The 26,737-nt window shown below is 65.8% G+C and carries 20 protein-coding genes; 13 read left to right on the forward strand and 7 right to left on the reverse strand.

Features of this window, described 5'->3' with window-relative positions; all coding sequences use genetic code 11:
- Window positions 1–140: 140 nt before the first annotated feature.
- From groL (Mal64_RS02500) to groL (Mal64_RS02510), 3 genes are all read right to left on the reverse strand, one after another.
- A complete protein-coding gene (groL, locus tag Mal64_RS02500; RefSeq protein ID WP_146396562.1) occupies window positions 141–1,760 on the reverse strand; it encodes a chaperonin GroEL in 1,620 nt (539 codons plus the stop codon).
- A 107-nt stretch (window positions 1,761–1,867) separates the two neighbouring features.
- Window positions 1,868–2,170, reverse strand: a complete 303-nt coding sequence (gene groES / locus Mal64_RS02505) for a co-chaperone GroES (RefSeq protein ID WP_146396565.1) — start codon at window positions 2,168–2,170, stop codon at window positions 1,868–1,870.
- 157 nt (window positions 2,171–2,327) lie between these two features.
- Entirely contained in the window at window positions 2,328–4,049 is a 1,722-nt protein-coding gene (gene groL / locus Mal64_RS02510; RefSeq protein WP_197525372.1) for a chaperonin GroEL, read from the reverse strand.
- A 476-nt stretch (window positions 4,050–4,525) separates the two neighbouring features.
- Between groL (Mal64_RS02510) and Mal64_RS02515 the strand changes: the two genes are divergently transcribed.
- The 12 genes from Mal64_RS02515 (at window position 4,526) to treZ (ending at window position 23,508) form a co-directional block, all read left to right on the forward strand.
- On the forward strand, window positions 4,526–6,568 hold the full coding sequence (locus Mal64_RS02515; protein ID WP_146396568.1) for a PTS sugar transporter subunit IIA: 2,043 nt from the start codon (window positions 4,526–4,528) through the stop codon (window positions 6,566–6,568).
- Window positions 6,569–7,140: 572 nt separating this feature from the next.
- Window positions 7,141–7,893: a sigma-70 family RNA polymerase sigma factor gene (locus Mal64_RS02520; RefSeq protein WP_146396571.1), complete on the forward strand. Its 753-nt coding sequence runs from the start codon at window positions 7,141–7,143 to the stop codon at window positions 7,891–7,893.
- The gene (locus tag Mal64_RS02525; RefSeq protein WP_146396573.1) at window positions 7,890–10,754 is read left to right on the forward strand and encodes a serine/threonine-protein kinase; all 2,865 of its coding nucleotides are present in this window, start codon (window positions 7,890–7,892) and stop codon (window positions 10,752–10,754) included. The genes Mal64_RS02520 and Mal64_RS02525 overlap by 4 nt, the downstream gene beginning before the upstream one ends.
- A gap of 475 nt (window positions 10,755–11,229) precedes the next feature.
- A complete protein-coding gene (locus Mal64_RS02530) occupies window positions 11,230–12,081 on the forward strand; it encodes a hypothetical protein (RefSeq protein ID WP_146396576.1) in 852 nt (283 codons plus the stop codon).
- Window positions 12,082–12,516: 435 nt separating this feature from the next.
- A complete protein-coding gene (locus tag Mal64_RS02535; protein WP_197525373.1) occupies window positions 12,517–13,047 on the forward strand; it encodes a universal stress protein in 531 nt (176 codons plus the stop codon).
- A gap of 55 nt (window positions 13,048–13,102) precedes the next feature.
- Window positions 13,103–14,257, forward strand: coding sequence for an NAD-dependent epimerase/dehydratase family protein (locus Mal64_RS02540; protein WP_146396581.1), 1,155 nt, complete (start codon window positions 13,103–13,105; stop codon window positions 14,255–14,257).
- Window positions 14,254–14,934, forward strand: coding sequence for a vitamin K epoxide reductase family protein (locus Mal64_RS02545; RefSeq protein WP_146396584.1), 681 nt, complete (start codon window positions 14,254–14,256; stop codon window positions 14,932–14,934). Before Mal64_RS02540 ends, Mal64_RS02545 begins: the two co-directional genes overlap by 4 nt.
- Window positions 14,935–14,984: 50 nt before the next feature.
- Window positions 14,985–15,353: an SPW repeat domain-containing protein gene (locus Mal64_RS02550; RefSeq protein WP_146396587.1), complete on the forward strand. Its 369-nt coding sequence runs from the start codon at window positions 14,985–14,987 to the stop codon at window positions 15,351–15,353.
- Window positions 15,354–15,499: 146 nt separating this feature from the next.
- Window positions 15,500–16,432: a carbohydrate kinase family protein gene (locus Mal64_RS02555; RefSeq protein WP_146396590.1), complete on the forward strand. Its 933-nt coding sequence runs from the start codon at window positions 15,500–15,502 to the stop codon at window positions 16,430–16,432.
- 325 nt (window positions 16,433–16,757) lie between these two features.
- Window positions 16,758–19,232 (forward strand): sucrose synthase, encoded by a 2,475-nt coding sequence (locus Mal64_RS02560; protein WP_146396593.1) that lies wholly within the window; start codon window positions 16,758–16,760, stop codon window positions 19,230–19,232.
- Between the two features lie 45 nt (window positions 19,233–19,277).
- Complete coding sequence (locus Mal64_RS02565) at window positions 19,278–21,473, forward strand: HAD-IIB family hydrolase (protein WP_146396597.1); 2,196 nt, start codon at window positions 19,278–19,280, stop codon at window positions 21,471–21,473.
- A 148-nt stretch (window positions 21,474–21,621) separates the two neighbouring features.
- Window positions 21,622–23,508 (forward strand): malto-oligosyltrehalose trehalohydrolase, encoded by a 1,887-nt coding sequence (gene treZ / locus Mal64_RS02570; protein ID WP_146396600.1) that lies wholly within the window; start codon window positions 21,622–21,624, stop codon window positions 23,506–23,508.
- Here treZ and Mal64_RS02575 read toward each other — a convergent pair.
- Entirely contained in the window at window positions 23,495–24,265 is a 771-nt protein-coding gene (locus Mal64_RS02575) for a hypothetical protein (RefSeq protein WP_146396603.1), read from the reverse strand. The genes treZ and Mal64_RS02575 overlap by 14 nt on opposite strands.
- A 274-nt stretch (window positions 24,266–24,539) precedes the next feature.
- Here Mal64_RS02575 and Mal64_RS02580 point away from each other — a divergent pair, with 274 nt between their 5' ends.
- Complete coding sequence (locus Mal64_RS02580) at window positions 24,540–25,031, forward strand: pyridoxamine 5'-phosphate oxidase family protein (protein WP_146396606.1); 492 nt, start codon at window positions 24,540–24,542, stop codon at window positions 25,029–25,031.
- A 175-nt stretch (window positions 25,032–25,206) separates the two neighbouring features.
- Here the strand turns inward: Mal64_RS02580 and Mal64_RS02585 are convergent, their stop codons facing one another.
- From Mal64_RS02585 to Mal64_RS02595, 3 genes are all read right to left on the reverse strand, one after another.
- Window positions 25,207–25,683: a PA2169 family four-helix-bundle protein gene (locus Mal64_RS02585; RefSeq protein WP_146396609.1), complete on the reverse strand. Its 477-nt coding sequence runs from the start codon at window positions 25,681–25,683 to the stop codon at window positions 25,207–25,209.
- Window positions 25,684–25,858: 175 nt separating this feature from the next.
- Window positions 25,859–26,044, reverse strand: a complete 186-nt coding sequence (locus Mal64_RS02590; protein ID WP_146398700.1) for a YqaE/Pmp3 family membrane protein — start codon at window positions 26,042–26,044, stop codon at window positions 25,859–25,861.
- Between the two features lie 348 nt (window positions 26,045–26,392).
- Window positions 26,393–26,701, reverse strand: a complete 309-nt coding sequence (locus Mal64_RS02595; protein WP_146396612.1) for a hypothetical protein — start codon at window positions 26,699–26,701, stop codon at window positions 26,393–26,395.
- Between the last annotated feature and the right edge of the window lie 36 nt (window positions 26,702–26,737).

The following is a 26,737-nucleotide window of genomic DNA, read 5'->3' on the forward strand; positions in this document are numbered from 1 at the left end:
GGTTCTCGGCGAGCTCCGCTCGTCAGATAGGAACCATCCGTGATATCGGTGCAATCCGTGGTTCCATTTTTTAACAAAGCGGGCCACGCGCCCCATGGCAGCGTGGCCCGCGCTCTGTTTGGAACACAGAAGCCTCACGGTCAGTGGACGCTGCCCACAACGCCCTTCTTGTCGTCGTCCTTGTCGTCGAAGTTCGTGACAAGCGCCTCGGTCGTGAGCATCAAGCCGGCGATGCTGGCGGCGTTCGTCAGAGCGGTTTTGACGACCTTCGTGGGGTCGATCACGCCCGCCTTGAACATGTCGACGTACTCGCCGGCGTTCGCGTCGAAGCCGGTGTTCTTGCCCTTCTGGGCCACGTTGTCGGCCACCACGCTGCCCGCCAGGCCGCCGTTGCTGGCGATCTGCTTGAGCGGGGCGTCCAAGACGCCCAGCACGATGTCGACGCCGATCTTCTCGTCGCCCTTGGCGCTCGAGCGGGCCGACTCGACCGCCTCGCGGCAACGCAGCAGCGCCGTTCCGCCGCCCGGCAGGATGCCCTCTTCCACGGCCGCACGCGTGGCGTGCAGGGCGTCTTCGACACGGGCCTTCTTCTGCTTCATGTCGGCCTCGCTCGAGGCGCCGACCGACACGATCGCCACGCCGCCGGTGAGCTTCGCCAAACGCTCCTGCAGCTTCTCGCGGTCGTAGTCGCTCGAGGTGTTCTCGATCGACTTGCGGATCTGGTCGATCCGCTTCGACACGTCGGCCGCGGCGCCGGCGCCCTGGACGATCGTCGTGGCGTCCTTCGAGCTGGAGATCTTCTTGGCGCGGCCCAAGTGCTCGAGCGTGACGCTCTCGAGCTTGAGACCAAGGTCCTCCGAGATGAGCGTGCCGCCCGTCAGCGTGGCGATGTCGCCGAGCATCGCCTTGCGGCGGTCGCCGAAGCCGGGGGCCTTGGCCGCACAAACGTTGAGCACGCCGCGGAGCTTGTTCACCACCAGAGCGGCGAGCGCCTCGCCCTCGATGTCCTCGGCGATGATGAAGAGCGCCTTGCCCTTCTGGCTCACGGCCTCGAGCACCGGCAGGAGCTCGCGGAGGTTGGCGATCTTCTTCTCGTGGATCAGCAGGTAGCAGTCCTCAAGAGCCGCCTCCATCGAGGTCTGGTCCGAGATGAAGTAGGGCGACAGGTAGCCCTTGTCGAACTGCATGCCCTCGACGAACTCGAGCGTCGTGTCCATGGTCTTGCCCTCTTCGACCGTGATCACACCGTCCTTGCCGACCTTCTCCATCGCGTCGGCCAAGAGGTCGCCGATCACGCGGTCGTTGTTGGCGCTGATGGCGCCGACCTGGGCGATCTCTTCCTTCGAGCTCACCTTCTTCGAGATGCTGTCGAGCTGCGTGCAAGCGGCGGCGGCTGCCTTCTCGATGCCGCGACGCACGGCCGTCGGGTTGCTGCCCGCCACGATGTTGCGGGCGCCCTCTTTGAGGATGGCCCGGGCCAGCACGGTGGCCGTGGTCGTGCCGTCGCCGGCGATCGTGCTGGTCTTGTTCGCCACTTCGTGAACGAGCTTGGCGCCCATGTTCTCGAACGGGTCGGTCAGCTCGATCTCCTTGGAGACCGTCACGCCGTCTTTGGTCACGGTGGGACCGCCGAACGACTTGTTGATCATCACGTTGCGGCCGGTCGGGCCCATCGTCACGGCCACGGCGTTGGCCAGCTTGTCGACGCCGGCGAGCATCTTCGCCCGAGCCGAGTCGTCAAACATGAGTTGTTTAGCCACGGGAAGGACTCCTGTGTGGGGGGAGTATGTGCGTTGAATTCGGTGTGTTGGGGGCGGCGTCCGCCGCGCGTTTTCTCCCTCCCCCAGGGGGGAGGGGATCAACCTCGTCAGGCGGTGACCTTGGCGAGGATGTCGCTCTCACGCAGGATCTTGTACTCGTCGCCGTCGACCTCGACCTCCGAGCCGCCGTACTTGCCGTAGATCACTTCGTCGCCAACGGCGACCGACAGCTCGCCACGGTTCCCAGAATCGAGCAGCTTGCCGACGCCAACGGCCACGACCTTGCCGCGCTGCGGCTTCTCACGGGCGGCGTCCGGCAGCACGATGCCGCCGGCCGTCATCTCCTCGGCCTCGAGCGGGTGAACCACCACACGGTCGTCGAGCGGACGCAGATTGATCTTCTTGGCCATGGTTTTTTCCTTGAGTATGAGTTTGGCGCTTCGATGAAGCGGTTTGTTGTTTTGGAATCAAATCTTGTTGGAGCGAGGCGATCAGCAGTCAGCTTTCAGCGATCAACTTTTTGCGCCATCAGCTGACCGCTGATGGCTGATCGCTGAGAGCTCCTTCTTACATCATGCCCGGCATTCCCATGCCGCCCATTCCGCCCATGCCCGGCATGCCGCCACCCATGCCACCCATGCCCGGCATACCGCCGCCCATGCCGCCCATGCCGTGATCGTGTCCGCCGGGGCCGGCGGGCTCGTCGTCGCTGGGGATGTCGCAGATCAGCGAGTCGGTCGTGAGCAGCAAGGCCGCCACGCTGGCCGCGTTCTGCAGCGCGGTGCGGACCACCTTGGCCGGGTCGATGACGCCGGCCGCGACGAGGTCGACGTAGTCGTCCTTGTCGGCGTTGTAGCCCTCGGTCTTGCCCTTCATCTGACGCACGCGGTTGACGACCACATCGCCGTCGACGCCGGCGTTCGTGGCGATGCACTTCAGCGGCCAGCAGAGCACGTTCTTGATGATCTGGGCGCCGAGCTTCTCGTCGCCCTCCAGGTCGAGCTTGTCGATCGCCTTCTCGCTGCGGAGCAACGCGACGCCGCCGCCCGGCACGATGCCCTCTTCCAGGGCGGCCTGCGTGGCCGCACGGGCGTCGTCGAACAGGTCCTTACGCTCCTTCATCTCGCTCTCGGTCGAGGCGCCCACCTTGATCTGGGCCACGCCGCCGGCGATCTTCGCGAGCCGCTCTTGCAGCTTCTCGCGGTCGTAATCCGAGTCGGTCGAATCGATCTCGGCGCGGATCTGGTCGGCCCGGGCCTGGATCGCGTCCTTCCCTCCGCCGCCGCCGACGATCGTCGTCGTGCCGCTCGCAACGATCACCTTCTTGGCCTTGCCAAGGTCCGTGACCTGCACGCCGTCGAGCTTGATGCCGAGGTCCTTGAAGATGGCCGAGCCGCCGGTCAAAGCGGCCAAGTCGCCGAGCATCGCCTTGCGACGGTCGCCGTAGCCGGGGGCCTTCACCGCACAAACCTGCACGATGCCGCGCATCTTGTTCACCACGAGCGTGGCGAGCGCCTCGCCGTCGACGTCCTCGGCGATGATCAGGAGCGGCTTGCCGTTCTTGCTGACCTCCTCCAAGAGAGGCACCATCGACTTGGCGCTGGAGATCTTCTCCTCGAACACGAGGATCTGGCAGTTCTCCAAGACCGCCTCCATGTCGTCCTCGTCCGTGACGAAGTGGGGCGACAGGTAACCGCGATCGAACTGCATGCCCTCGACCAACTCGACCGAGGTCTCGGCGCCGCGGCCCTCGTCGACCGTGATCACGCCGTCCTTGCCAACCTTGGCGAAGGCGTCGGCCAGCACCGTGCCGATCGACGGGTCGTTGTTGCCGGCGATCGTGGCGATCTGCTGCAGGCTCTTCTTGTCCTTCACGTCGATCGCGTCGGCCGACTTGAGGATGGCGGCGCCCACGGCCTCCACGCCCTTGGCGATGCCGCGGCTCAGGGCCATGGCGTCCGCCCCGGCGGCCAGCATCTTGAGCCCCTCGCGGAAGATCCCTTCGGCCAGCACGGTGGCGGTGGTGGTGCCGTCGCCCGCCACGTCGTTGGTCTTGCTGGCGGCTTCTTTGACGAGCTGGGCGCCGAGGTTCTCGTACGGGTCCGACAGGTCGATGTCTTCGGCAACCGTGACGCCGTCCTTCGTGACCTTGGGCGAGCCCCAGCCCTTGTCGAGCACCGCGTTGCGGCCGCGGGGGCCAAGCGTGCTCTTGACCGCTCGGGCGAGCTTTTCGACGCCGGCAGCCAGCGGCTTGCGTGCGTCGTCCTCAAACACCATTTGCTTTGCCACGGTGAAATCCTCTTTGAGTAGGGGAAGGTGGTTCTCGGCCAGGCGGCCCGGGCTTGTTCCTACAAGCGGTCCGCCGCGGCGTGGGTTGGTTGGTTCGGTGCGTGGTGAAGCCCCGTCGCTCGAAGCCGCGTCTGCCAAAGGGCGCGCGGATTGGCAGTCCGGGGGCTGCGGACGCCCTATTACGCAAGCAGCGTGCCAAGAAGCCGCGACGGCTTTGAGCGGCCAAATTGACGGCGTTTCACGGCTCGCCGGCCCTGCTCCCTCCCGCCCGGGGCCAGCAGAGCTGCCAATGTGGCAGAAACGTCGGTCGCCTTGCCCCGTATGACTCCCCTGGCGGCGCTAAAAGGGTCGCGAAATCACTGCTCCCACAGCAAGCAGCTCGGACTATACTGCCGCTCACTTTGAGCCTCCCTAGCCATTTCCGCACACGGTTTGGCGGGGAAAACCGACGCCGATGACCCCCCAGGGCCGCCGTTTTGCAGATTATCCGCCAGGCCTTCGCCACCGACTGGGTCTTGCTCGACGCCCAGGCCCACAGCCTCGCCGAGGTCTTCGACCAAACGCTCGACCGCCTGGTCACCAGGGGCGTGCTGCCCGCCGAGCGCAAGGAAGAGGTCGCCTCGGCCCTGGTGGAGCGTGAAAAGGTCTCCTCGACCGCCATCGGCCACGCCGTCGCCGTGCCGCACGCCTACCTCGAGGCGATCAGCGAGCCGACCGTGGTGTTCGTCCGCTTGGCTGGCCCGCTCAACCTGGGGGCGCCCGACGGCATCCCCACCCGGTTCGTCTTCTTCCTGCTCGGTCCACCCGAGGCGAGCGCCAAGCACCTCGACACGCTGGCCTCGGCCGCCCGGCTGGTGTCGGACGAGGAGTTTCGTTACGACGCCGGCCGCGCTCGCGACGGCGGCGACTTGGTCGAGGCGCTCGACAAGTTCCAAGCCAGGATGGCGCCCCCGGTCGCCAAACGCGACGAGGCGGAGGCGCCGGTCGGGCTGAAGTTCTCCTACCGGCCTTTCGGCGGGGTGCGCGACGACCTCCGCCGCCGCCTGCCGCTTTACGCCAGCGACTTTATCGACGGGCTGCACCCCAAATGCTTGGGGTCGACGCTCTTCCTGCTGTTCGCCTGCCTCGCCCCGGCGGTCACCTTTGGCGGCGTCATGGCGGTCGAGACCGGCGGGCAGATCGGGGCCGTCGAGATGATCCTCGCCACGGCGGTCTGCGGCGTTGTCTATGCGCTGCTGGCGGGCCAACCGCTCATCCTGCTGGGCGGCACCGGGCCGATGCTGGTCATCACCGCCACGCTCTACCAACTCTGCCAACAAGCCGAACTGCCGTTCCTGCCGACCTACGCCTGGGTCGGCTTCTGGTCGGCCGGCTTCGTGATCTTGCTTTCAGCGATCGACGCGAGCTCGCTGCTGCGCTACTTCACACGCTTCACCGACGAGGCGTTCGCCGCGCTGATCTCGCTGATCTTCATTAACCAGGCGGTGATGTCGCTCGCCCAGCCGTTTAAAGAGGTCGACGAGGGGGGCTCCTACGACAGCGCCCTGCTGAGCCTGCTGCTGGCCCTCGGCACGTTCTACGTGGCGATGAGCCTCTCGCGGTTCCGACGCAGCAGCTACTTGCGCCCCGCGATGCGCGAGTTCCTGGCCGACTTCGGCCCGACGATCGCCCTGGGCTCGATGGCGCTGGTGGCCCTGCTGTTCGACGCCGTGCCGCTGGAAACCTTGCCCGCTCCCGATGAGCTCGGCTCGACGACCGGCCGGCCATGGCTGGTCGACCTCGGCGCCGCGCCGGTGTGGGCCCGCTGGGCGGCGGCCATCCCGGCCTTGTTCGTGGCGGTGCTGGTTTACCTCGACCAGCACATCACCGCCCGACTGGTCAACAGCCCCGACCACAAGCTGCAGAAGGGCCCCGGCTATCACCTCGACCTGCTGGTGGTCGGCTCGCTGGTCGGCGTTTGCTCGCTGTTCGGCCTGCCGTGGCTCGTGGCGGCGACCGTCCGCTCGCTGAACCATGTCCGCAGCTTGGCCACGAGCGAAGAGGTGGTCAGCCATGGCCAAACCCGCGAACGGATCATCCACGTCCGCGAGAACCGCGTCACGGCCCTCTCGATCCACGTGCTGATGAGCCTGTCGCTGCTCTTGCTGTCGCTCCTCAACCAGCTGCCGATGGCGGTGCTCTACGGGTTGTTTTTGTTCATGGGCGTGGTGTCGATCGCCGGAAACCAGTTCTTCGAGCGGCTCAGCCTGTGGGTGAAAGACCCCGACCTCTACCCCGCCACCCACTACCTACGCCGCGCCCGGCTGCGAGAGATCCACCTTTTCACGGTCCTGCAACTCGGCTGTCTGGTGCTGCTGTGGGTGGTGAAGAGCAGCCCGGCGGGCATCCTGTTCCCGCTGTTCATCGCGCTGCTGGCCCCGGTGAGGATGCTCGCCGGCCATTGGTTCAGCGAGGAATCGCTCGAAGCGCTCGACGCCGAAGAAGAACCGGACGACGAATCGACCCACTGGGCGGCGTAACCGCCGGGCGTGCGCCGTGCGGGCGAGATGGCCCAAAAATACTTTTGCTTCGCGGCGCCGCTGGTCGCCAGAAAAAAGCCCTGAGAGGGCCTCCCCCCCCGAACGGGCTGCAATAATTGCAGTCAGACGCTGGATCAGGAGACTTCCTGTGTCGAAAACGCATTTCTCAGCCGCCGGGCCGCTCGATTTCGATCCCCCTGCGGCGCCCAATTATCTTTGTAGCCGATCGATCTCCAAATCTCTGCAAAGCTTCTTGGGCCAAGCGCGCAAAACTCAGTTTTGGGCCACGGCGATTTTCTTCTAATCCGTTACTATCTAATGGCTTAGGCGGTCCGCCGACGACTGCTCAAGACGCCATTTATCGGGCTGTTTTTTCAACGGTTTTTATTTGAGCGCCCTGCCGCCCTTTCCCCCTGGGTCGGCACGGCCGCGCCGCATCGGTTGCGGCGGTCTGTTGAGGCCCCCGCAGAGACATGACTAAAACGACAAAAATCGAGCAATCTTGGCGAACGGCGTGACAAGTACAATGCAAGTCTGCCATTGGTGTTAGACCCCGGTTACAGAAAACCGCAATGCCCTCTTCCTCCACCGACGCCGCGATGCTGCTCGACCGAGCCCGACAAGGCTCGACGTCGTCCCTCGGGCGTTTAATGGGGCTCTACTCTCAGTACCTCAAACTGGTCGTCTCGTCCCAGCTCGACGACAAGCTCCGCAAGCGGGTCAGCGCGTCGGACGTGGTCCAGGAGACCTTCTACGAGGCCCACCGTGACTTCGCCGCCTTTCGTGGCGAATCGCCCGAGGAGCTGCTCGGCTGGATGCGGCGGATCTTGGTGAACAACCTGCTGCGGGCGGTTGAGCAGAACGTTTACGCCGCCAAACGCGATGTGCGGCGTGAGGTGTCGCTCGACCACGTGCGACGCGGCGTCGAGCGGTCGACCATCCGCTTCTCGGCCTTGGCCGCGGGACGCGAGGCGTCGCCGAGCACCGACATGCAGCGTCAGGAGAGCGAAGCGGCGTTGGCCGCCTCCCTCGCCGAGTTGCCGGACGACTACCAAGAGGTGATCCGGCTGAGGCACCTCGAGGGGCTGCCGTTCGCCGAGGTCGCCGAGCGGATGGACCGCACCAGCGGCGCGGTGCGGATGCTATGGTTGCGAGCGATCAAGCAACTGCGCGACGCGCAGCGTCTGGTCCAGCACGCCGACGCGACCCCACCGGCGGGCGACGCTTCGGGCGATGCAGCGGCCGTCGACCATCCCGCCGTGGGAAATAGCGGCTCGCTGAGTAGCGGCCCGCTGAATAGCCATACACAGGGGGACACCGAGTGACCTCCCCCTCGCGGCCCTACGTCGATCACTCGCTCAGCGGTTCACTCGCCGGCGCCCAGCAAGAGGAACTGGCCGAGGCGCTGGAGCAGTATGTCGCCGCGCTGGAGCGTGGCGAGCAGCCCGCGATGGACGACATCGCGGCGGCCCACCCCGCTCTGGCCGAGGTGCTGCCGGAGTACCTTGAGGGGGTGCGGCAGATCCACGAGGCGATGGCGGCGCACGCCGACGATTCGAGTGCGCTGACTTCGCACGGCGGCAACTCGCTCAGCGGGCCTTCGCTCATCGATAACAACGGGGGGGATTCGTCGGCGTCGGCATCGGAGCCGGCCAAGAAGAGGCGCCGCCAGATCGGCGACTACGAGCTGCTCCGCGAGGTGGGACGCGGCGGCATGGGCGTGGTGCACGAGGCGCTGCAACTCTCGCTCAACCGTCGGGTCGCGGTGAAAGTGCTGCCGTTCTCGGCGGTGCTCGACGAGCGACAGATCTCGCGTTTCCGCACCGAGGCGCAGGCCGCCGCCGGGCTGCACCACACGAACATCGTGCCGGTGTTCGCCGTCGGCCAGGAGCGGGGCGTCTACTTCTACGCGATGCAGTTCATTGAGGGCATGTCGCTCGGCCAGGCGATCGAGGAGCTGCGCGCCGACCGACTGGACAAGGATGCGGCGTCGCCTCGCCCGACCGCGGCGCCGAAAGACGGCTCGACGATCGACTTCCGCGCGGGCCTCGCCTCGACGCTGGGCGACGCCCGCGAGACGCAACGCTTCCGCACGGTCGCCGAGTTGGGTGTGCAGGCTGCCGAGGCCCTTGAGCACGCCCATCGCTACGGCGTGGTGCACCGCGACGTGAAGCCGACCAACCTGTTGCTCGACCGCGCCGGCAAGCTGTGGGTCACCGACTTCGGCCTGGCGCGTGTGCAGTCGGAGCTGAGCGTCACGCTGCCGGGCGACGTGATCGGCACGCTCCGCTACATGAGCCCCGAGCAGGCCCGCGGCCGCGGCGACTTGGTCGACGGGCGCACCGACGTTTACGCCTTGGGCGCGACGCTCTACGAGTTGCTCACGCTGTGCCCCGCGCACGCGTTCGACGACACCGCGGCCGGCGCTCGGGCCTTGGCCGAGCGGATCGGCTCTTCGCCCCCCGTGGCGCCGAGGCGGCTGAACCAGGCGATCCCGATCGACCTGGAGACGATCATCCTCAAGGCGATGGAGACGTCGCGCGACGACCGCTACACCACGGCACAAGCGCTCGCCGACGACCTGCGACGGTTCCTCGACGGCAAGCCGACGGTCGCCCGCCGGCCCGGTCTCGTGGAGCGCAGCGCGAAGTGGTTGGCGCGTCGCCGTGGCGTGGCGGCCGCCGCGGCCGCCGCGCTGTTTGTCACCGCCGCCGTGTCGGCCGCCAGCGCGGTGTGGGTCGGCGCCCACGCCCGCCGCACGGCCGACGCTCTCGCCCAGTCCGAGGCCAACCTCGCCCGCGCCGAAACCCACTACCGGCAAGCGCGGCTGGTGGTCGATCACTTCGGCGCCGATCTGGCGGACCGGCTGGCCGAGATCCCCGGCGCCGAGCGGCTGCACCAGCGGCTCTTGGGCGACACGCTCGGCTACTACCAGGCGTTTCTCGAGACCGAGGGCCCCGACGGCGCGCTCCGCGACGACCTGGCGACGACACACTACAAGTCGGGCGCCGTGGCCGAACGGCTCGGCGACCCCGCGGCGGCGCGGGACTGCTACCAGCAAGCGGTCGAAGCGTGGCGTGGCGCTCTACCACTTACTTCCGACCTAGTGGCCAGCGACGCGGCGTTGCAAGCTGCTCAAACGAAGAGCGACAATTCCTCTAACGATCTGTTGGGGCTGATGGCGCTGGGCAATCTCGCTCGGATCGAAGGGAACCTCGGCGACCACGACACGAGTGGGCGCCGATTTGGCGCGGCGATTTCGCTGGGGCGCCGGCTGCTCAGGGAAGAGCCCGACAGCGTCGCGCGCATGAGCCTGATGGCCGAAACGCTCGCCAACCACGGGGTGATGCTGACGCGGTCGGGTCGCAACACGGACGGCGCCAAGCGGCTGCGTGAGGCGATCGGCCTGCTGGAACGCGTGGCGGCCCTCGAGCCCGAGCGGGCCGAGCACGCCCGCGACTTGGCGGTCGCCGAGAACAATCTGAGCGACGCCCTGCGACGCTCGTCGCCCCAGGAAGCGCTCGAAGCGAGCGAGCGGGCGGCGACAACGCTCCAGCGTCTCTGCGAGCGTTGGCCGGGCGACTCGACTTACCGCGGCGACTTGGCGATGAGCCTCAACAACCTCGCCGCCTTGCACGGGGCGGCCGGCGACTGGCCCGCCGCGGCTCGAGGCTACGGCCGCGCTGCGCAAACGCTGCAGGCTTTGGTGCGGGAGAACCCGCTGCTGCCGCGCAGCCGGCGTGAGCTGGCGATCGCCCTGGGCAACCTGGCGCTCGCCTCCTCACAAGCGGGCGACGAGCAAGCGAGCGACGCGGCTTTTGAGGCGGCGAATGAAACACTGGCCGGCCTGACGGCCGACTTCCCAAAGACGCCGACCTACCGCGACGCCCAAGCCGCGCTGTGGAACAACCGCGGGGTGGCGCTCCGTTCGGCGGGTCGCCTCGACGCGGCGGTCGAGGCCTTCGCCGAGGCGGTCACCACGCTCGAAGAGAACAGCGCCCCGGGGCCTCCGGGCCCCAATCGTCTGGCGATGCTCGGCAAGCAGTACCGCAACTACGCCGAGACGCTCGACCTGGCGGGACGCCGCGAGGAGCTCTCGGCCGTCGAGAGCAAGATCGCCGCCCTCGGCGCCGATGCGGACGACGCAACAGTTCTGCAAGGCGAAACGCCTGAGAAGGAACTCTAGGAGATCGACCCTGATGGCATGGCTCAAGAAACACCGGACCGACCGCCCCCACAGCGTGGGAGCGAACCACCGCCACACGGCTCGCCGCCGCCGCGGCCGACAGCTGCGAATCGAGCAGTGCGAATCGCGGGTGATGCTGGCCGGCGACACGGGCGATCGTTTCGTGGACTTGTTCGACTCGGACACAGCCGGCGCCGGCAGCGCTTATTATCTAAGCGACGGCGGGCAGCGGTTTGAGTTCTCTTTCCAAAACTCGTCCGGCTTAGTGGGCTATCCGACTAGCTTGGCCGAGCTGAGATCCTCGCATCAATTCACAATCACAGCGGTTGATGAAGCCACAGACAACATTCCACGTATTGTGATCGTCCAACCGCAGGATATTGACACCGGTTGGCGGAACTCGGTCGTGGGTAGCCCTAGTTACGATGCAGACACTCCTGCAGTCGGCAATGCGAACGATAGCGATGGCGTGGGTTTGGCGGACCTGCTGGATCGCCTCAAAGAGACCGACTTCGTTATGGACGCTGACAGCTTGGGCTCGGATCAGCTGCTCGATTTCGGACGCCCCGACCCGATGCCTCAGCTCCCCGCTACGCCGGCCGCCGACTCACCGCTGATCGACTTGGCTGGCTTGATGACGCCAACCGAACGCGGCGTGTCGGGCCACGAGTTGACGCCCACGCCGCGGGCGACCGTGGCCGCCTGGTCAGCCCAAGACAGCGAGTTGCTCCTCGCGTCTCACCGTGTGAAATCGCCAACGGCCTCCGCCCACTTGGCGTCGACGGACAAGCTCACCAGCCAGTGGGACCGCGCCTGGGCCGTGGAGGTCGCCCCCGCGGCCGATGCGACGCCCACAACCCGAGAAGCCGGCGACGCCAGCTTGCCCGGCCCGGTCGGTTCGCACAGCCCCGTCGGTTCGCACAGGCCCGTCGGTTCGCACAACGCGGCAGGCTCACACGGCCCAGCTGGCTCGCGTGGCGGGAGCAATACAGAGAACCCAGCGTCGACCGCGCCGACTGATGCTCTCTCCCAAGGCCTCTGGCTGCTGGAGCGATTCGCCTCCGACGAGACCGCTGCGGGCCTTGCGGCGATGGCGCCGCGAGGCGGGGGCGGGCTCTCGGCGGAGCGGCAGGGCGCGCATGACACGGTGTTCGCCGGCCTTGCGGCGGAAGAAGGGATCGCGGCCCAAGGCTTCGGTGTCGCCGCCGACCGCCGCTACGGCTGGGCCGCCACGGCGGCCGCTCTGCTCGTCGCCCACGGAGCGTGGCGCTACGGCGTGCCGGCCGAGACGCGTAAGGAACGGCGCGAGGATCGCCGGCCGGGGTAGAGTTTGCCGGCGGCGCCTATTTTAACCCCTCTCTCTCCACGCGTCTCCGCGTGCGGACAAGCACGTCGCTGTGACCGAGCGGCGACTGCGTCGGTAGCGTTCGCGCCAGGCTGAACGCCGCTAAACCAGCGCGCTCAAATGGCTACGGCCGCTCTCTCGCTAATGCGGGGGCTTCTATCGAGGCCATGGCAACATGGCACGGGCATTGCGTCCGCTGAGGTTAGAGCGGTTTGCTCATTGGTGTAGACGCTCGGCTCGCGATCGGCGTCATGGCTTCGTCAGCCTGCATCGACAATGCACCGCATTGCCTGCTTCGGCTTCCTCGCCACGACCCTAATCGCTTCCCCGCTCGTCCACACCAATTCGAAAACCGCTCTAAGAGTCGAGACACGCTGTCTCGTTTCCGACCCAACGCTCCAGACATACGCCCAGGCCATGAACCCCATCATCTTCCCCACCGATTTCACCGATCAGAACGACCCCGCATTGCGGTTCGCCTCGGAAGTCGCCAAACGCGATGGCTGCAAGCTGATCATCACACACGTTAAGCCTCCGGCCGCCCCGCCCGTGGCGAGCCTCGCTCCGGCGGTGTACGGCATCGCTACTCCCGGCGCCGCGTCGAATTGGTACCGCGCCGCCGCGGAGGGTCAGGAAAGAGCCGCGATCGCCGAGCGCCTCGACGCCGTCGCCCCAACCGAGGTGATCGACTGCGAGCACGTGCTGCGAGTTGGCGAAGCGGCCGACGAGATCCTTCGCCTCGCCGAAGAGACGCACGCCTCGCGCATCGTGATGGGCACCCACGGCCGGCAAGGATTCCAGCGAGTGGTGATGGGCTCGGTAGCCGAAAAGGTCGTGCGTGAGGCGCCCTGCCCGGTGACCGTGATCCGCAACGAAGCCCGCGAGCCACAAGAAGCCTTGTCGCAGGAAGCCCAGCCGCTCGAAGTCCAACCACTCGAAGCGGAGTGAAGCTAGCGGATTAGGTCACCACGCCCGTCGTTTACCCTCAATCGGACACAGCCCCATGCCACCCGAACCGCACGCCACCGACAAACCCGCCGTTATGATCACCGGCAGCACGGGCCTGATTGGCTCTCGGCTCTGCCGGCTGCTGGAGCCGGAGTACGAGGTTTACGGCCTCGACATCACACTGCCCGAGGAGCCGGACGACCGGTTCCACCGGTTCCAGTGCGACCTGACCGATGAAGAGTCGGTGCGGGCTGGCGTGGCCGAGGCGAGCCGTCAGGCCGGTGGTCGATTTGCGAGCGTGATTCATTTAGCGGCCTACTACGACTTTGCCGGCGAGCCGAGCCCGCTCTACCAAGAGCTCACGGTCGACGGCACCCAGCGGCTGCTGCGAGCACTCCGCGAATGTGAGGTCGAGCAGTTTATCTTCAGCAGCAGCATGCTGGTCATGCTCCCGGTGGGCGATGACGAAGAGTCAATCGATGAGACCTCGCCCACGGCCGCCAAGTGGGATTACCCCAAATCCAAGCTCGCCGCGGAGAAAGTGATCCGTGAGGAGCGTGGCTCCACGCCCGCGGCGATCCTCCGCATCGCCGGGGTGTACGACGAAGACTGCCACTCGATCCCGATCGCTCAGCAGGTCAAGCGGATCTATGAGCACGACCTCGAGAGCCACTTCTACCCGGGTGACACCTCGCACGGCCAGCCTTACATCCACCTCGACGACCTCGAAGAGGCGATCCGGCTCACCATCGAGCGTCGGCGCGAGCTTGACGAGTACGAGGTGCTGCTGCTGGCCGAGGATATCTTGCTGAGCTACGGCGAACTGCAAGACCGCATTGGCCGTCAGCTGCACGGTGAAGAGTGGACCACCCTGCGCATCCCCAAAGCTGTGGCCAAGGCGGGCGCTTGGGTCAAGAACACGTTGTCGTCGGCCGATGCGTTCATCAAGCCGTGGATGGTCGATCTGGCCGACGATCATTACCCGCTCGATGTGAGCAAGGCGAAGCAGCGACTGGGCTGGGCGCCCCGGAAAGACTTGGCCGGCACGCTCCCCACGATGCTCGACCGCCTGTCTCTCGACCCCGAGTCGTGGTACCGGATCAACGGCCTCGGCAGCCCTCCTGCCGAGCGACTCGGCGAGCCCGTCGCGAACAAGGAGCATGAGGTCATACCGCGAGCGAGGCGTGAAGCCGCGGGGCTCAAGCAATGACGAATCCCAGTGAGCCGCCCCAGGCGGCGCCGGCCGGCATCGACCCGTTGCTCGCTCGCGACCTGAACGCCCCGCTGAAGCGATTCGGCTACAACCCGTCTGCTTGGTCGCAACGCGTGCCGATATGTGTGATCGCGGCGGTGGCGGCGGCGATCGCCGCCTATATGGCGTTCTACCAGTGGAGGCTGATCTCCTACGCTTGGGACCCGATCTTCGGCGACCAGACGCAGCGTGTGCTCGATTCGCAGGTGTCGCACCGCATGCGTCTGTGGATGCTTGTTCCCGACGCGGCGCTAGGAGCGTTCGCCTACCTGGGCGACGCGGTCTTCGGACTGGCGGGCTCCACGCGACGCTGGCAGTACCGGCCTTGGATGGTGATCTTGTTCGGCATCGACGTGATCCCGCTAGGCGTTGTCAGCGCGGTGCTCGTCGTCCTGCAGGGCACGGTCGTCGGCTCCTGGTGTTTCCTGTGCCTCGTCACCGCGGTGCTTTCGCTGGTGCTTATCTACTTTGCCTACGACGAGGTGTGGGCGTCTCTCGAATACCTTTACCGCTTGTGGCGCGAGACCCACAGCTGGGGCGAGGTGTGGCGAGCGACGTGGGGCTGGCCCTCGGAAACGGCCGAGCGGGTCGCTCAAACGATGTTGATCCCTCGCTCTGAATCGCCACTTGAGTAAAGCTGCTTTACGCCCATCGTCCAAACCTGCAATCCTGGAGTCTCTTTATCATGTGGGCACGCGCTGTCGAAATCATGCTCGGCCTGTGGCTGGCGATCAGCCCGGCGATCTTTCGCGGCGGCGAAGCCGAGGCTGCCCTGTGGGCCACCGACTTGGCGGTCGCCACTTGGGTGATCGTGTGCGCTTGCCTCTCCTGTTGGCTGCCGCTCAGGCACGCCCACTTGGCGATCCTGGCGGCTTCGGGTTTTTTAATCGCCATCGCTTACCTCGAAACGGGCGCCCCGGAGTCCGCCACTGCGCAGAACCACTTGATGCTGGGTCTGCTGCTGGCCATGTTTGCGATCGTGCCCAACTACGCCGACGAGCCCCCCATGCGCTGGCGTCGCTACGCGGCGCGACTTGAGCAGGCCCAAAGCTAGAGTTTGAGCCTGCGAAAGATCGATAAGTGCTCCGGCTCCAACATTGGGCTTCTTCGGGTTGGAATCCGTGGGCCGAGCTGTCATGTTGAGCTGCACGCCGGGAAGACAACCTCCATACGCAATGCGCTGAAACGAGGCCTGCGACGATGAACGAGACGCAATCCAACGAAGCAAAGAGGCCGGTGGTCGTTGGCATCGGCGAGGTGCTCTGGGACCACTCGGAGCGCGGCCGCCACGCCGGCGGCGCCCCGGCCAACGTCGTTTATCACACCAGCCGGCTCGGCTGTGAAAGCGTGTTGCTCACGCGCATCGGCCCCGATCAGGCTGGCGAAGAACTGCTCGCAGACCTCGCGGGCAAAGGCTTCGACACGAGCCACGTACAACGCGACCCCGACCGGCCAACCGGCACGGCGCACGTGGGCAATAACGCCGACGGCGACCCTGATTTCGAGATCACGGCCAACGTGGCGTGGGATTATCTCACGATCGGCGTCGACGAGAATCGGCTCCTGCAGGACGCCGACGCGCTCTATTTCGGCACTCTCGCCCAGCGGACCCCTGCCGCGCGCGAGGCGATTCAGCGGGCGCTCGCTCTGGCCCCCAGCGGGTGTCGCCGGGTGCTCGACGTGAACCTGCGGGCGCCGTGGTACGACACGGAAACGCTCGTCGGCTCACTCCGCTTGGCCGACACCGTTAAGTTCAGCAGCGGCGAGTCGGACGAGATGGCGCAGCTCTTGGGGCTCGGCATCGCCGAGCCTGAGCCGATCGCCGAAGAGCTCCAATCCAAATACGGCGTCAAACGCGTTTGTGTGACCCTCGGGGCCGAAGGCTGTCGGTTGTTCGAGGGCGATTCGTCGGCCGAGGCGGCGGGCGTTTCGCCCAGCGAAAAGATCGACACGGTCGGCGCTGGCGACGCCTTCACTTCGGCGATGATCGTCGGACTTCTGGGCGGATGGTCTCTCAATAAGATCGCCGAGTTCGCCAATCGCTACGCCGCCGCAACGACCACGCAACCGGGCGCGATGCCGCCGATCGAAGGCGCAGCGTTCGAAGCGGCTCTGGCGATGATTCCGAATTAAAGCTGCGGCGAGCCGGGGCTTAGCGTCTGACCGGACTGGTCATCCCGCCCCCAGGTTGGTTGGCGTTCGGGCGCCAGATCGTGCGGCGGCTGGCGCCCTGATAGTTCGCACTGTGTTTCTTAAGCCCCTTGGAAAGTGGCCTTCTTTGCTCTGCTGGGGCGATCGCCTCAAGGATCTTGGGCGAGGATGCTAGACTTTCATTGGCCGACTCCGCGCGATCGGCATGCGCGTCTTGCCGTGGTATGGGGTTTGCTCTTTCGGATGGCTCGTTGCTTAGGCAGGGGCTCCATCACCGCCAAACTCCATAAGAGGCAATTCGTAGTTTATGCCTTCCACGATCGACAAAGCGAAGAACAGCAGCTCCGACGCCACGACGAAGGAAGGCGCCGTCAACTCGGTTGACGGCAAGGCCAACGGCTCAGGCGGGCGCACCGGCGCGTACGGCGCCCAGCCCCCCTACGCCCTGATCCAACGCTTCTTCACAACGCTCAAGGCCGCCGGCGAGCCGCTGGTGGTGGGTCACGGCATCGCTACCGCGCTGGATGAGTTTGTTGAGCATCAATCGATTGAACCGGCCGACGAGAAGTTGCTCCGCAAGTTGCTGCGGGGTTGTTCCGAGGTGATCCTGCTGGGCGACTCGGCTTACGCCGCGCTGCGGCCCGCGATGGGCAAGCTGCGTTTGATCCACGCCCACCCGGCGGCCTCGGAGTTGGAAGAGATCTCGCCGGGCGAGTTCCTGCGGCTTAAAGACTCGCTGATCCAGGGCAACGAGGAGGCGTCGCGGCTGGGGCTGGTGATCGACACTTCGCCCTTCTACCGCAATTTCCCCGTGATCAGCGACCCCAGCGAGGTAGGCGACGGGGTCGACGTTCTGAACCGGCACCTCTCGGCGCAGATGCATCAGAACCCCGAGCGGTTCCGCGAGGCGTTGCTCGACTTCCTCCGTGACGAGCACGTCGGAGCGTCGAACCTGCTGCTGAACGACCACATCGCCACGCTCTCGGATTTCAAGAGCGAGCTCGCCGCCGCCCGCTCGCTGGTCGATGATCTCGACGCCGACCAGGCTTACCATTCGTTCTCCCACGAGCTGCGCACGCACGGCTTCGAGGCGGGTTGGGGCGACACGGCCGCCACGGTCTCAGAGACGTTGGCGCTGCTGCACCGCGTGATGCAGTCGGCCGACCCCGATCGCTTCGCCCGGCTGCTGAGCCGCTTGCCGATCACCCGCACGGTGCTGATGGTCTCGCCGCACGGATGGTTCGCCCAGGAGGGAGTGCTAGGCAAGCCCGACACCGGCGGCCAAGTCACTTACGTGCTCGATCAGGCCCGCGCCCTGGAGCGGACGATCGACGCCCACCTCAAGTCGTGCGGCGTCGACATGCGCGGCAAGGTGGTGGTGCTCACTCGGCTGATCCCCGAGGCCGAGGGGACCGCCTGCGACAACCCCCTGGAGAAGATCCACGGCACGCACGACAGCTGGATTGTGCGGGTCCCGTTCCGCGACGGCGCGGGCGAGGTGGCGCCGCACTGGGTCTCGCGTTTCAAGATCTGGCCCTACCTGGAGCGTTACGCCGAGGAATCGACCGCGGCGGTCGTCAACGAGCTGGGCGGCAAGCCCGACTTGATCGTCGGCCACTACAGCGACGGCAACATCACCGCGCACCTTCTGGCCGAGCGCCTCGACGTGACGCACGCCGCTTGCGTTCACGCCCTGGAAAAGAGCAAGTACCTGTTCAGCGACTCGCATTGGGCCGAGCTCGAAGACCAGTACCATTTCTCGGCGCAGTTTACGGCTGACCTGGTCGCCTACAACTCGGCCGACTTCGTGGTGTCGAGCAGCCGCCGCGAGATCGGCGGCACGCCCCACGACCTCGGCATGCTCGAGTCATACCAACTGTTCACCATGCCCGGGCTCTTCCGCGTGGAGTCGGGGCTCGACCCGCGACGGGCGCGTCACAACATCGTCCCGCCGGGGGTCAGCGAGGAGTGCTTCTTCCCCAACACGGCCGAGGAGCTCCGCGTCGAGGCGATGGCCGACGGCCTGCGCGAGCGGTTGCTCACCCAAGAGCCGGGCGAGAATTGCGTCGGCTTCCTCGACGAGCCCGACAAGCCGTTCGTCTTCGCCATGGCGCGGATCGACAAGGTGAAGAATCTCACCGGGCTGGCCGACCTGTTCGGCAAGTGCGAGAAGCTCCGCGAGCACGCCAATTTGCTGCTGGTCACCTCGATCAACGAGCGCGACCAGGCGAGCGACCCCGAGGAGCTCGAAGAGGTCGACCGGCTCTACGAGCTGATCGCCCGCCACAGCCTCGAGGGCTCGATCCGCTGGGCCGCCGCGCGGCTCGACAAGGCCGAGACCGGCGAGATCTACCGCATCTTGGCCGACCGCCGCAGCGTGTTCGCCCAACCCGCCCTGATGGAGACCTTCGGGCTCACCGTGATCGAGGCGATGGCGTGCGGCATGCCCGTCGTCGGCACCGCGTTCGGCGGGCCGGCCGAGATCATCCTCGACGGCGAGTGCGGCGAGGTCCGCGACCCGAACGACCACGAGGCGTTCGCCCAGTCGCTGCTCGATATTGTCTCCGACACCGAGAAATGGCGACGCTACTCGGAGGAGGGGATCCAGCGGGTAGAAACGGCCTTCCGGTGGGCGCGACACGCCGAGTCGCTTTTGAGGATCTCAAACGTGTATACTTATTGGAATCACACCGACGTGATGAACCGCCCAGCTCTCGACCGCTACCTGCACACCCTTTACCACACCGTCTACCGTCCGCGGGCAGACGCGATCGAGATCTGATACGAGCAGGATCGTATCGAGTCACAGGAGTGAGGAACTAGACCGTTGTATATTCAGCTAGTGAGCGTCCACGGCTTGGTGCGTGGCGAGAACATCGAAATGGGACGCGACGCCGACACCGGCGGCCAAGTCCGTTACGTGCTCGAGATGGCCCGCACCCTCGCGGCCCAGCCCGAGGTGGACGGCGTCGACCTGTTCACCCGCCGCATCAAGGACAAGCGTTACTCTTCGGACTACGGCGAGACGATCGAAGAGCTCGCCCCCGGCTGCCGGCTGGTCCGTCTGCCGTGCGGCGGGGGGCGCTACATGCGTAAGGAGCGGCTCTGGCCGCACCTCGACGAGTTTGTCGACGAGATGCTCGTCTTCACCCGCAAGGACGGACGCACCCCGACCGTGGTGCACGGCCACTACGCGGACGCGGCCTACGTGGCGAACGAGGTCGCTACGGCGCTCGGCGTGCCGTTCGTCTACACCGGCCACTCGCTCGGCAAGCCGAAGCTCGAGTATCTGTTGCGCGAGGGATGGACCCACGAGAAAGCGAACGACGAGCTCGCGATCGACCGCCGGATCGCGGTGGAGCAGGAGAGCCTCGACGCCGCCGACCTGGTGGTCACCAGCACCCGCCACGAGCGCGACGTGCAGTACGCCGACTACCGCCGCGACGAGACGCTCAAAGTCGAAGTGATCCCGCCCGGAACGGACCTCGATCGCTTCTTCCCGTACTACGAGTACGATATCGCTGGTGGGGAGATCGACGAGCGGTTCAAGCAGGCCCGCATGCGGATGCACCACGAGTTGGGCCGCTTCCTCTACTCGCCCGAGAAGCCGCTGATCTTGGCCCTCTGCCGCCCCGACCGCCGCAAGAACATCGGCGCCCTGATCGACGCTTACGGCGAGAGCAAAGAGCTGCAGGCGATCGCCAACCTGGCCATCTTCGCCGGCATCCGCGAGGACATCGAGTCGATGCCCGAGAACGAGCAGCGAGTGCTCACCGACATGCTGCTCGCGATGGACCGCTACAACCTGTACGGCAAGATGGCGATCCCCAAGAACCACGGCTCGGAGTACGACGTGCCCGAGCTCTACCGCCTCGTGGCGGCGGGCGGCGGGGTTTTCGCCAACACGGCTTACATCGAGCTGTTCGGGCTCACGGCGATCGAGGCGACGGCCGTCGGCCTACCGTTTGTAGCCACCCAAGAAGGGGGGCCGCAGGACATCGTCGAGAACTGCCGCAGCGGAGCCACGGTCGATGTGACCGACCGCGCTGAGCTGACCGACGCCCTGGTCCAGTCGCTGACCGATCGCAAGCTGTGGGAGCAGCGTTCGAGCGACGGGGTGAACTTGGTTCGCAAGCACTACGCCTGGGAGACGCACTGCCGGCATTACCTCAAAGCGATCGAAGAGGTCCTGCAAGACGGCCGCGAGCCTGCCCAATCGCCGGGACGCCGCGGGCCGAGCGTCGGCCGCCGTCTGGCCGAGGTCGAGCACTTGCTCATCACCGACATCGACAACACGCTGCTGGGCGACGACGAGGCGCTCGCCCAGTTGCTCGAACTGCTGCACGAGAACCGCGACCGCATCGGCTTTGGCGTCGCCACCGGCCGCTCGCCCGAGTTGGTCGAAGAGGTGCTCGCCGAATACGGCGTCGAAGAGATCGACGTGATCATCTCGTCGGTCGGCACCGAGGTGAGCTACGGCCGCCGCTTCGCCAGCGACCGCGGCTGGGCGAGTCACCTCCGTTCGCGATGGCGCCCCGACCGGGTGCGAGAAGCGCTCGACCCGCTCGGCTTCGTGTCGCTGCAAGAGGGCGTCGGCTCGCAGAGCGAGTTCAAGGTGAGCTACGACCTCGACGAGGGCGTGGCGGCCGAAGAGGCGATCCGGCTGGTCCGCGAATCGCTCGACAGCGTGCGGCTCGGCTACTCGCTGGTCTTCTCGCACGGCACGTACATCGACGTGCTGCCGCTGCGGGCGTCGAAGGGCAAGGCGGTCCACTACGTGGCCAACAAGTGGGGAGTGCCGATCGACCGCGTGCTGACGGCCGGCGACTCGGGCAACGACATCGACATGCTCAAGGGCGCCACGGCAGGCATCGTCGTGTCGAACCACGACGACCAAGTGGCCGCCTGGCGACGCAACAAGTCGGACCGTGTTTACATCGCCGACCGCCCTTCGGCGGGCGGGATCATCGACGGGCTCTCGCACTACGGCGTGCTGCACGCCAAGAACTACGCCGAAGTTTAGGGAGCGTTCTGCGTGGCGAGCCGCGTACAGTCAGGGTCGAGTGCGTGCTGGCGGTTGCCCCCGCCCACCACGCCGTTAGATTAGGCCGAGTCGGCCCCCCCGCGCACGGGAGGCCTCGCCCGCCCCCCACCGCTACCTGAGTAAAGGCATGAAACCGTCGGCCGAAGGATCGACCGAACCCGTTCGCTCGCGCTTTGGCGCCACTCCCCTCGACGACGGCTCGACGCACTTTCGTGTTTGGGCGCCGCGTTGCGAGCGAGTCGAGGTGGTGATCGAAGGCGCCGGTGGGGGCGAGAGAGCGCCACGCGTCGCCCTGCTCGAATGCGACGAGCAGGGCTTCTTCCAAGCCTCCGTAGCGCAAACCCCGCCCGGCGCGCTCTACGGCTACCGCCTCGATGGCGGCCCGCTGCGACCCGACCCCGTTTCGCGGCATCAGCCCAACGGCGTGCACGGCTTGTCGGCGGTGATCGACCACGCGTCGTTTGGTTGGACCGACGCCGCTTGGCGCGGCGTCGCCAAGCGCAATCTCGTGATCTACGAGCTGCACGTTGGCGCGTTCACTGCAGAAGGGACGTTCGCGTCGGCGATCGGGCGGCTGGCGGAGCTCGTGGAGCTCGGCTTCACGGCGATCGAACTGATGCCGGTCGCGCAGACGCCCGGCCGCTGGAACTGGGGGTACGACGGCGTGTCGCTCTACGCCCCGCGCAACACTTACGGCGGCCCGGAGGGGCTCAAGCAATTGGTCGACGCCTGCCACGCGGCCGGCCTCGCCGTGCTGCTCGACGTGGTCTACAACCACCTCGGTCCCGAAGGGAATTACCTGGCCGAGTTCGGACCGTATTTCACCCCCGACCGCAGCACGCCTTGGGGCGAGAGCTTCAACTACGACGGCCCGCAGTGCGAACAGGTGCGGCGGTTCGTGGTGGAGAACGCCCTCGAATGGCTCCGCGAGTACCACCTCGACGGGTTGCGTCTCGACGCGGTCTTCTTCATGACCGACACGAGCGCATGGACGATCCTCGACGAAATCCGTGAGGCGACTTCGCGTTTCGCCGCCGCGGCAGGTCGGACCGTCCACCTTATTGCCGAGTCGAACCTGTACGACGCCGAGTTGCTGAAGGGCAAGACGCTCGAAGAAACCGAGACGTCGCCGCCCCGGCGCCGTGAGCCGTACGACGCGATATGGTGCGACTGCCTGATGCACGCGATCCACTCGCAGGCGTTGCCCCATCTGGAGCTCACCGACAAGCCTTACGGCGGCTCGGGCGACTTGGTGGCTTCGCTGAGGCATGGGTACGTTTACTCCGACCGACCGCCGGTGCGGACCGCCCCCGGAGAGCACGCGCGGCGCGGCCGCGACTGGTCGGACCACGACTGGCGCAGCTCGTTGGTCGTGGCGCTGCAAACGCACGATGCGGTCGGCAATCACCCGGCGGGTATGCGAGTGCATCAGCTCACGTCGACAGCCTTCAAGAAGGCCGCCGCCGCGCTGACGCTGCTGTCCCCTGGGATCCCGCTGGTCTTTATGGGTGAGGAATGCGCGGCGGAGGCGCCGTTCCTTTTTTTCGCCGACTTCGAAGACTCGGCGCTCCGACAAGCGGTCGACCACGGCCGGCGTGAGGAGTATCCGCAGCACGATTGGAGCGGTTCGATCGCCCCCTCGCACCCCGAGGCGTTCCGGCTCGCCAATTGCGGCGGCACAGCTCCCGGCGGCGACTCGCCCCACGATCCGGCCGTGCGGCAGTGGTATCGGCAACTGATTGCATTTCGCAAACTGGGCGTGGCCGAGGGTTGGCTGGCGGCCGATCGGATGCGGGTGTCACACGACTCCGGCCTCGATTTGTTTACGATCGTGTACGAAGGCCCGCAGGGCGGCGCCGCTACGATTCTCGCGAGGCTCACGCCGCTCGACAGAGAGTCTGCCCCTGTAAAATTCGAGCCGCCGGGCGTGGTGGTTCTCGACTCCCACGCCGGCGGCCCGAGTTGTGACGGTTTCCTGTTGCAGCCCCATCACGCGGTGGTCACGCGCGGCTGACGCTGCTGCCCGTTCCTGAGGGGTTGAGAACCTCGAGCGGCTGGGTCTTGCTGATGATGCCGCGGGCACGCTCGAGTTGCTTCTCGTCGCCCGTGGCGACCAACAACGCGTGGCCGCGACGCAGGTGCCACCTGAGGTTGCGGAGCGTGTCGTCGCGATAGGGCGGCATGAACAAGCCGGTCACCGTCGACCCTGCCAACACGCCGAGCACGGCGCCAACGCACAGCGCGAACATGGCGCTGCCGTAACTCGCCTCGTAGCCCTGGTGGAGGCCAAGACCCGCGAGCGCCCCGAGACACGCTCCGACTATAACGCCCTGCATGATGGATCGGTTGCGGGACGGTTGCGGTTCGGTGGGGGCGAGCATCTTCGCGGTGAGCGAGTCGGGATCGTTGATCACGACCACGTCGTTCGCGGCGACACGGTCGAGCCGCACACGCCGACTAGCGACATCGGCCTCGGGGCGGTCGGCGTACACGGCGACCATGCCGGGCCTGTGCTCCTCCTCGGCGAGTTCGGATTCCATCCGCATCGCCTCAACTTCGAGCGTCTCTTCGTTTTGCTTGTGGCTGTCGCTCTCAACCTTGGCGTCGTGGTGACGCTTTTTCACCGCTTGGGCCCCGGCAACGGTTTGCGGCTGGGCCGTGTCGGGACTAGTGGCGCGAGCGGCGAAGCTAGCCTCGCCGGGGCTCACGCCCACAAGGTTTTGACTGTCAACGCTGGTGGTATCTACCGGCTGCTTGCTGTCGGCGTTCATTGTGGGGCCTCCGCTTCTTCGTGATCCCGCTCAGGCGGAGAACAACATGGCGTGCGAAACGCTACTCGTTCTCAATGCTGCTGAGACAGGGATTGTGATGGGTTAACGTAGAAGGGTTGAAGTGCAATCCTCGCGCCTAAAACGGTTCGTTTATCCGCAGCAGCGTGTATCCACAAGCAAACAAGCCAAATCAGGCGCGCCGATTGCTCCCCTGATTGGCTTAATCAATCGCCAATACGGGCGCCACAAGCACACTGATTCAGGAGCGATCAACATGGCTGACGATCTGCACAAGAAGTTTCACCACCTGCTCGAAGGATTCACCGACGGCGTGCTTGTCACGCAGGGCGGCGATGGCCCGATGATCGGACGACCCATGCAGGTCTGCCAAATCGACGACGACTGTGACTTGTGGTTTGTGACCGGCTCGGAATCGGCCAAAGTCGACGACGTCAAAGAAGACAGCCGTGTACTGGTCGTCTTCCAGGACTCGGGCCGCTACCTCACGGTCAACGGCGCGGCTTCGCTCGTGCGCGATCGCTCCAAGGTGCAAGAACTGTGGAACGAAAGCTGGCGGGTGTGGTTCCCTAACGGCCCGGACGACCCCACCTTGGTGCTTCTGCGTGTGAAGGCGACGGACGGCCAGTTCTGGGACCAGGGCGGCTTTCGCGGCCTCACATACGCCATCGAGGCCGGCCGCGCTTATTGGAAAGGTGAGACTCCGGAACTCCCGGAGGACATGCACGCTAAGGTCAACCTCGACTGAAAAGTTAGCAACCCGCCTGGCGAACGCCGGCGCCCATACGGGCGCCGGTTTTTCTATAAACCCCGTCTGCGAGCAACTTGCGACAACAGCACGAACTTAGCTACGCAAAAAAGCCGCTGGGCTCAAGAGCCCAGCGGCTTTTGTTTTGCAGTCTGCCTGTGGCAAAATACTAGGTTCAGCTGCCTGCACGGTGCTGATCGCGCAGGTCACGGACCTTGTCGTGGATCCGCTTGACCGATTCGTGCTGCTGGGCGATGAGGTCGTGGGCGGGGGTGCCAACCACGTCCTTGAGCGCCTCTTCGTAGGCGTCTTTGATGACGTCCTCGCCGCGCTCGGCCTCTTCGAGTGCCGTGCCCATGCTGTCGCTGGTGCACGCGTCGCGAACGCTGAGCCACGCCCGGTGGGCGGCGGCCAGGTAGCTGCCGTCTTCCTCTTCGGGGCCATCGTTCCACTCGATCTGAGTGGCCAGCACTTCGGCCTGCTCGCGACGGTCGCGCGCGATGCCGGTGAAAGCGTCTTTGAGGGTCGGGTTCTTCACGATCGCCGCACACTCCTCAAAACCTTTCGCCGAGTCGACGTTGAGCCGGCGTAGCTCACGGAGTTTGCTGAGCGTTTCGTCCTTCAGTCCAACAACGGCGTTGGCGGTAGTCATAGGGGCCTCCTTACAAGGTTAGTCGTATACCCGCCGTTTGCTCGCACGCGGGGGGCTTTTCTTTGATGGCCACGGCAATCAGCCGGGCGAGTACGCCACTTTGTTCCAGGTCTCTAGGCTTGAGCTGTAAGGCATTTCAAGCGAGGGCCATGCAATCGGCCCCCGCTATCCGCGATCAACGAGAGAAGATCACGTAGACCGCATGGACGATGCCCGGGATAAAGCCGAACAGCGTGAGCACGATGTTGATCCAGAAGTGCATTCCGAGACCAACCTCCATCGCCACGCCTACGGGCGGCAGGAAGATGGCGAGCAAGAGCTTGACAGGGTCGAGCGGTTCTACACCAGCGTTGGCGGCCATGTTTGTTCTCCTTGAGTATCTTGAGTAATTAGTGAACACGATAATGTTCTGTGAGGTCGCCGCGTTGAGCGACAAGAGTGAGTAGTGCAATTGCCTTGCCAAAGCCGATCGCTGCGGAAGATACGCCTCATTGGCGGCGACATCACGCATTTCGGATCGCCAGCTCTTCACCGACCGGGCGCGAAGCACGCAGAGTGGTCATCCAGAACGCAACTCGAACACCACGTTCTTACCAGCTCGCTGCGAGCGCATAAAAAAAACGGCCCCGAGGAGGGTCTCCTCGGGACCGTTGCAACTAGAACAGTCTGCACGCCGATGGCGTCGTTACGCGAATGGATGATCGACCGATCACTCGGAGTCGACGTTCACGTTGGTGTCGCCCGTCAGCGGGTCTTCACCCACTTGCACGTCACCGAGCGGCGTGCGGATGTCGACCTTCTCTTCGTCGGGCGTGAGGTTGTCGACCGGCTCGCGGACCGACTCGTCGGCGTCTTCGAGCAGCGCTTCGTCTCGCTCGCCGTCGATCTCAACGTCCGACGCGTCGTCCTCGATGACCGGCTTCTCGGTGGTGTAGGTGTCGCCCTGCTGGCAACCGCTCACCAACCCAACGCCGGCAGCAAGGAACAACGCGACAGCGTAACGGTGGAACAAGGACATGCTATTTCTCCCAGAAAAGTGGAATGGGTCGGATCT

The sequence above is a fragment of the Pseudobythopirellula maris genome (genome assembly GCF_007859945.1).
GTDB lineage: Bacteria > Planctomycetota > Planctomycetia > Pirellulales > Lacipirellulaceae > Pseudobythopirellula > Pseudobythopirellula maris.

What these genes read in the sequence shown, in the direction of transcription:
- groES (WP_146396565.1), bottom strand. Translation starts at nt 2,170, where the DNA reads ATGGCCAAGAAGATCAATCTGCGTCCGCTCGACGACCGTGTGGTGGTT.
- Mal64_RS02520 (WP_146396571.1), top strand. Translation starts at nt 7,141, where the DNA reads ATGCCCTCTTCCTCCACCGACGCCGCGATGCTGCTCGACCGAGCCCGA.
- Mal64_RS02535 (WP_197525373.1), top strand. Translation starts at nt 12,517, where the DNA reads ATGAACCCCATCATCTTCCCCACCGATTTCACCGATCAGAACGACCCC.
- Mal64_RS02540 (WP_146396581.1), top strand. Translation starts at nt 13,103, where the DNA reads ATGCCACCCGAACCGCACGCCACCGACAAACCCGCCGTTATGATCACC.
- Mal64_RS02545 (WP_146396584.1), top strand. Translation starts at nt 14,254, where the DNA reads ATGACGAATCCCAGTGAGCCGCCCCAGGCGGCGCCGGCCGGCATCGAC.
- Mal64_RS02550 (WP_146396587.1), top strand. Translation starts at nt 14,985, where the DNA reads ATGTGGGCACGCGCTGTCGAAATCATGCTCGGCCTGTGGCTGGCGATC.
- Mal64_RS02555 (WP_146396590.1), top strand. Translation starts at nt 15,500, where the DNA reads ATGAACGAGACGCAATCCAACGAAGCAAAGAGGCCGGTGGTCGTTGGC.
- Mal64_RS02560 (WP_146396593.1), top strand. Translation starts at nt 16,758, where the DNA reads ATGCCTTCCACGATCGACAAAGCGAAGAACAGCAGCTCCGACGCCACG.
- treZ (WP_146396600.1), top strand. Translation starts at nt 21,622, where the DNA reads ATGAAACCGTCGGCCGAAGGATCGACCGAACCCGTTCGCTCGCGCTTT.
- Mal64_RS02575 (WP_146396603.1), bottom strand. Translation starts at nt 24,265, where the DNA reads ATGAACGCCGACAGCAAGCAGCCGGTAGATACCACCAGCGTTGACAGT.
- Mal64_RS02580 (WP_146396606.1), top strand. Translation starts at nt 24,540, where the DNA reads ATGGCTGACGATCTGCACAAGAAGTTTCACCACCTGCTCGAAGGATTC.
- Mal64_RS02585 (WP_146396609.1), bottom strand. Translation starts at nt 25,683, where the DNA reads ATGACTACCGCCAACGCCGTTGTTGGACTGAAGGACGAAACGCTCAGC.
- Mal64_RS02590 (WP_146398700.1), bottom strand. Translation starts at nt 26,044, where the DNA reads ATGGCCGCCAACGCTGGTGTAGAACCGCTCGACCCTGTCAAGCTCTTG.
- Mal64_RS02595 (WP_146396612.1), bottom strand. Translation starts at nt 26,701, where the DNA reads ATGTCCTTGTTCCACCGTTACGCTGTCGCGTTGTTCCTTGCTGCCGGC.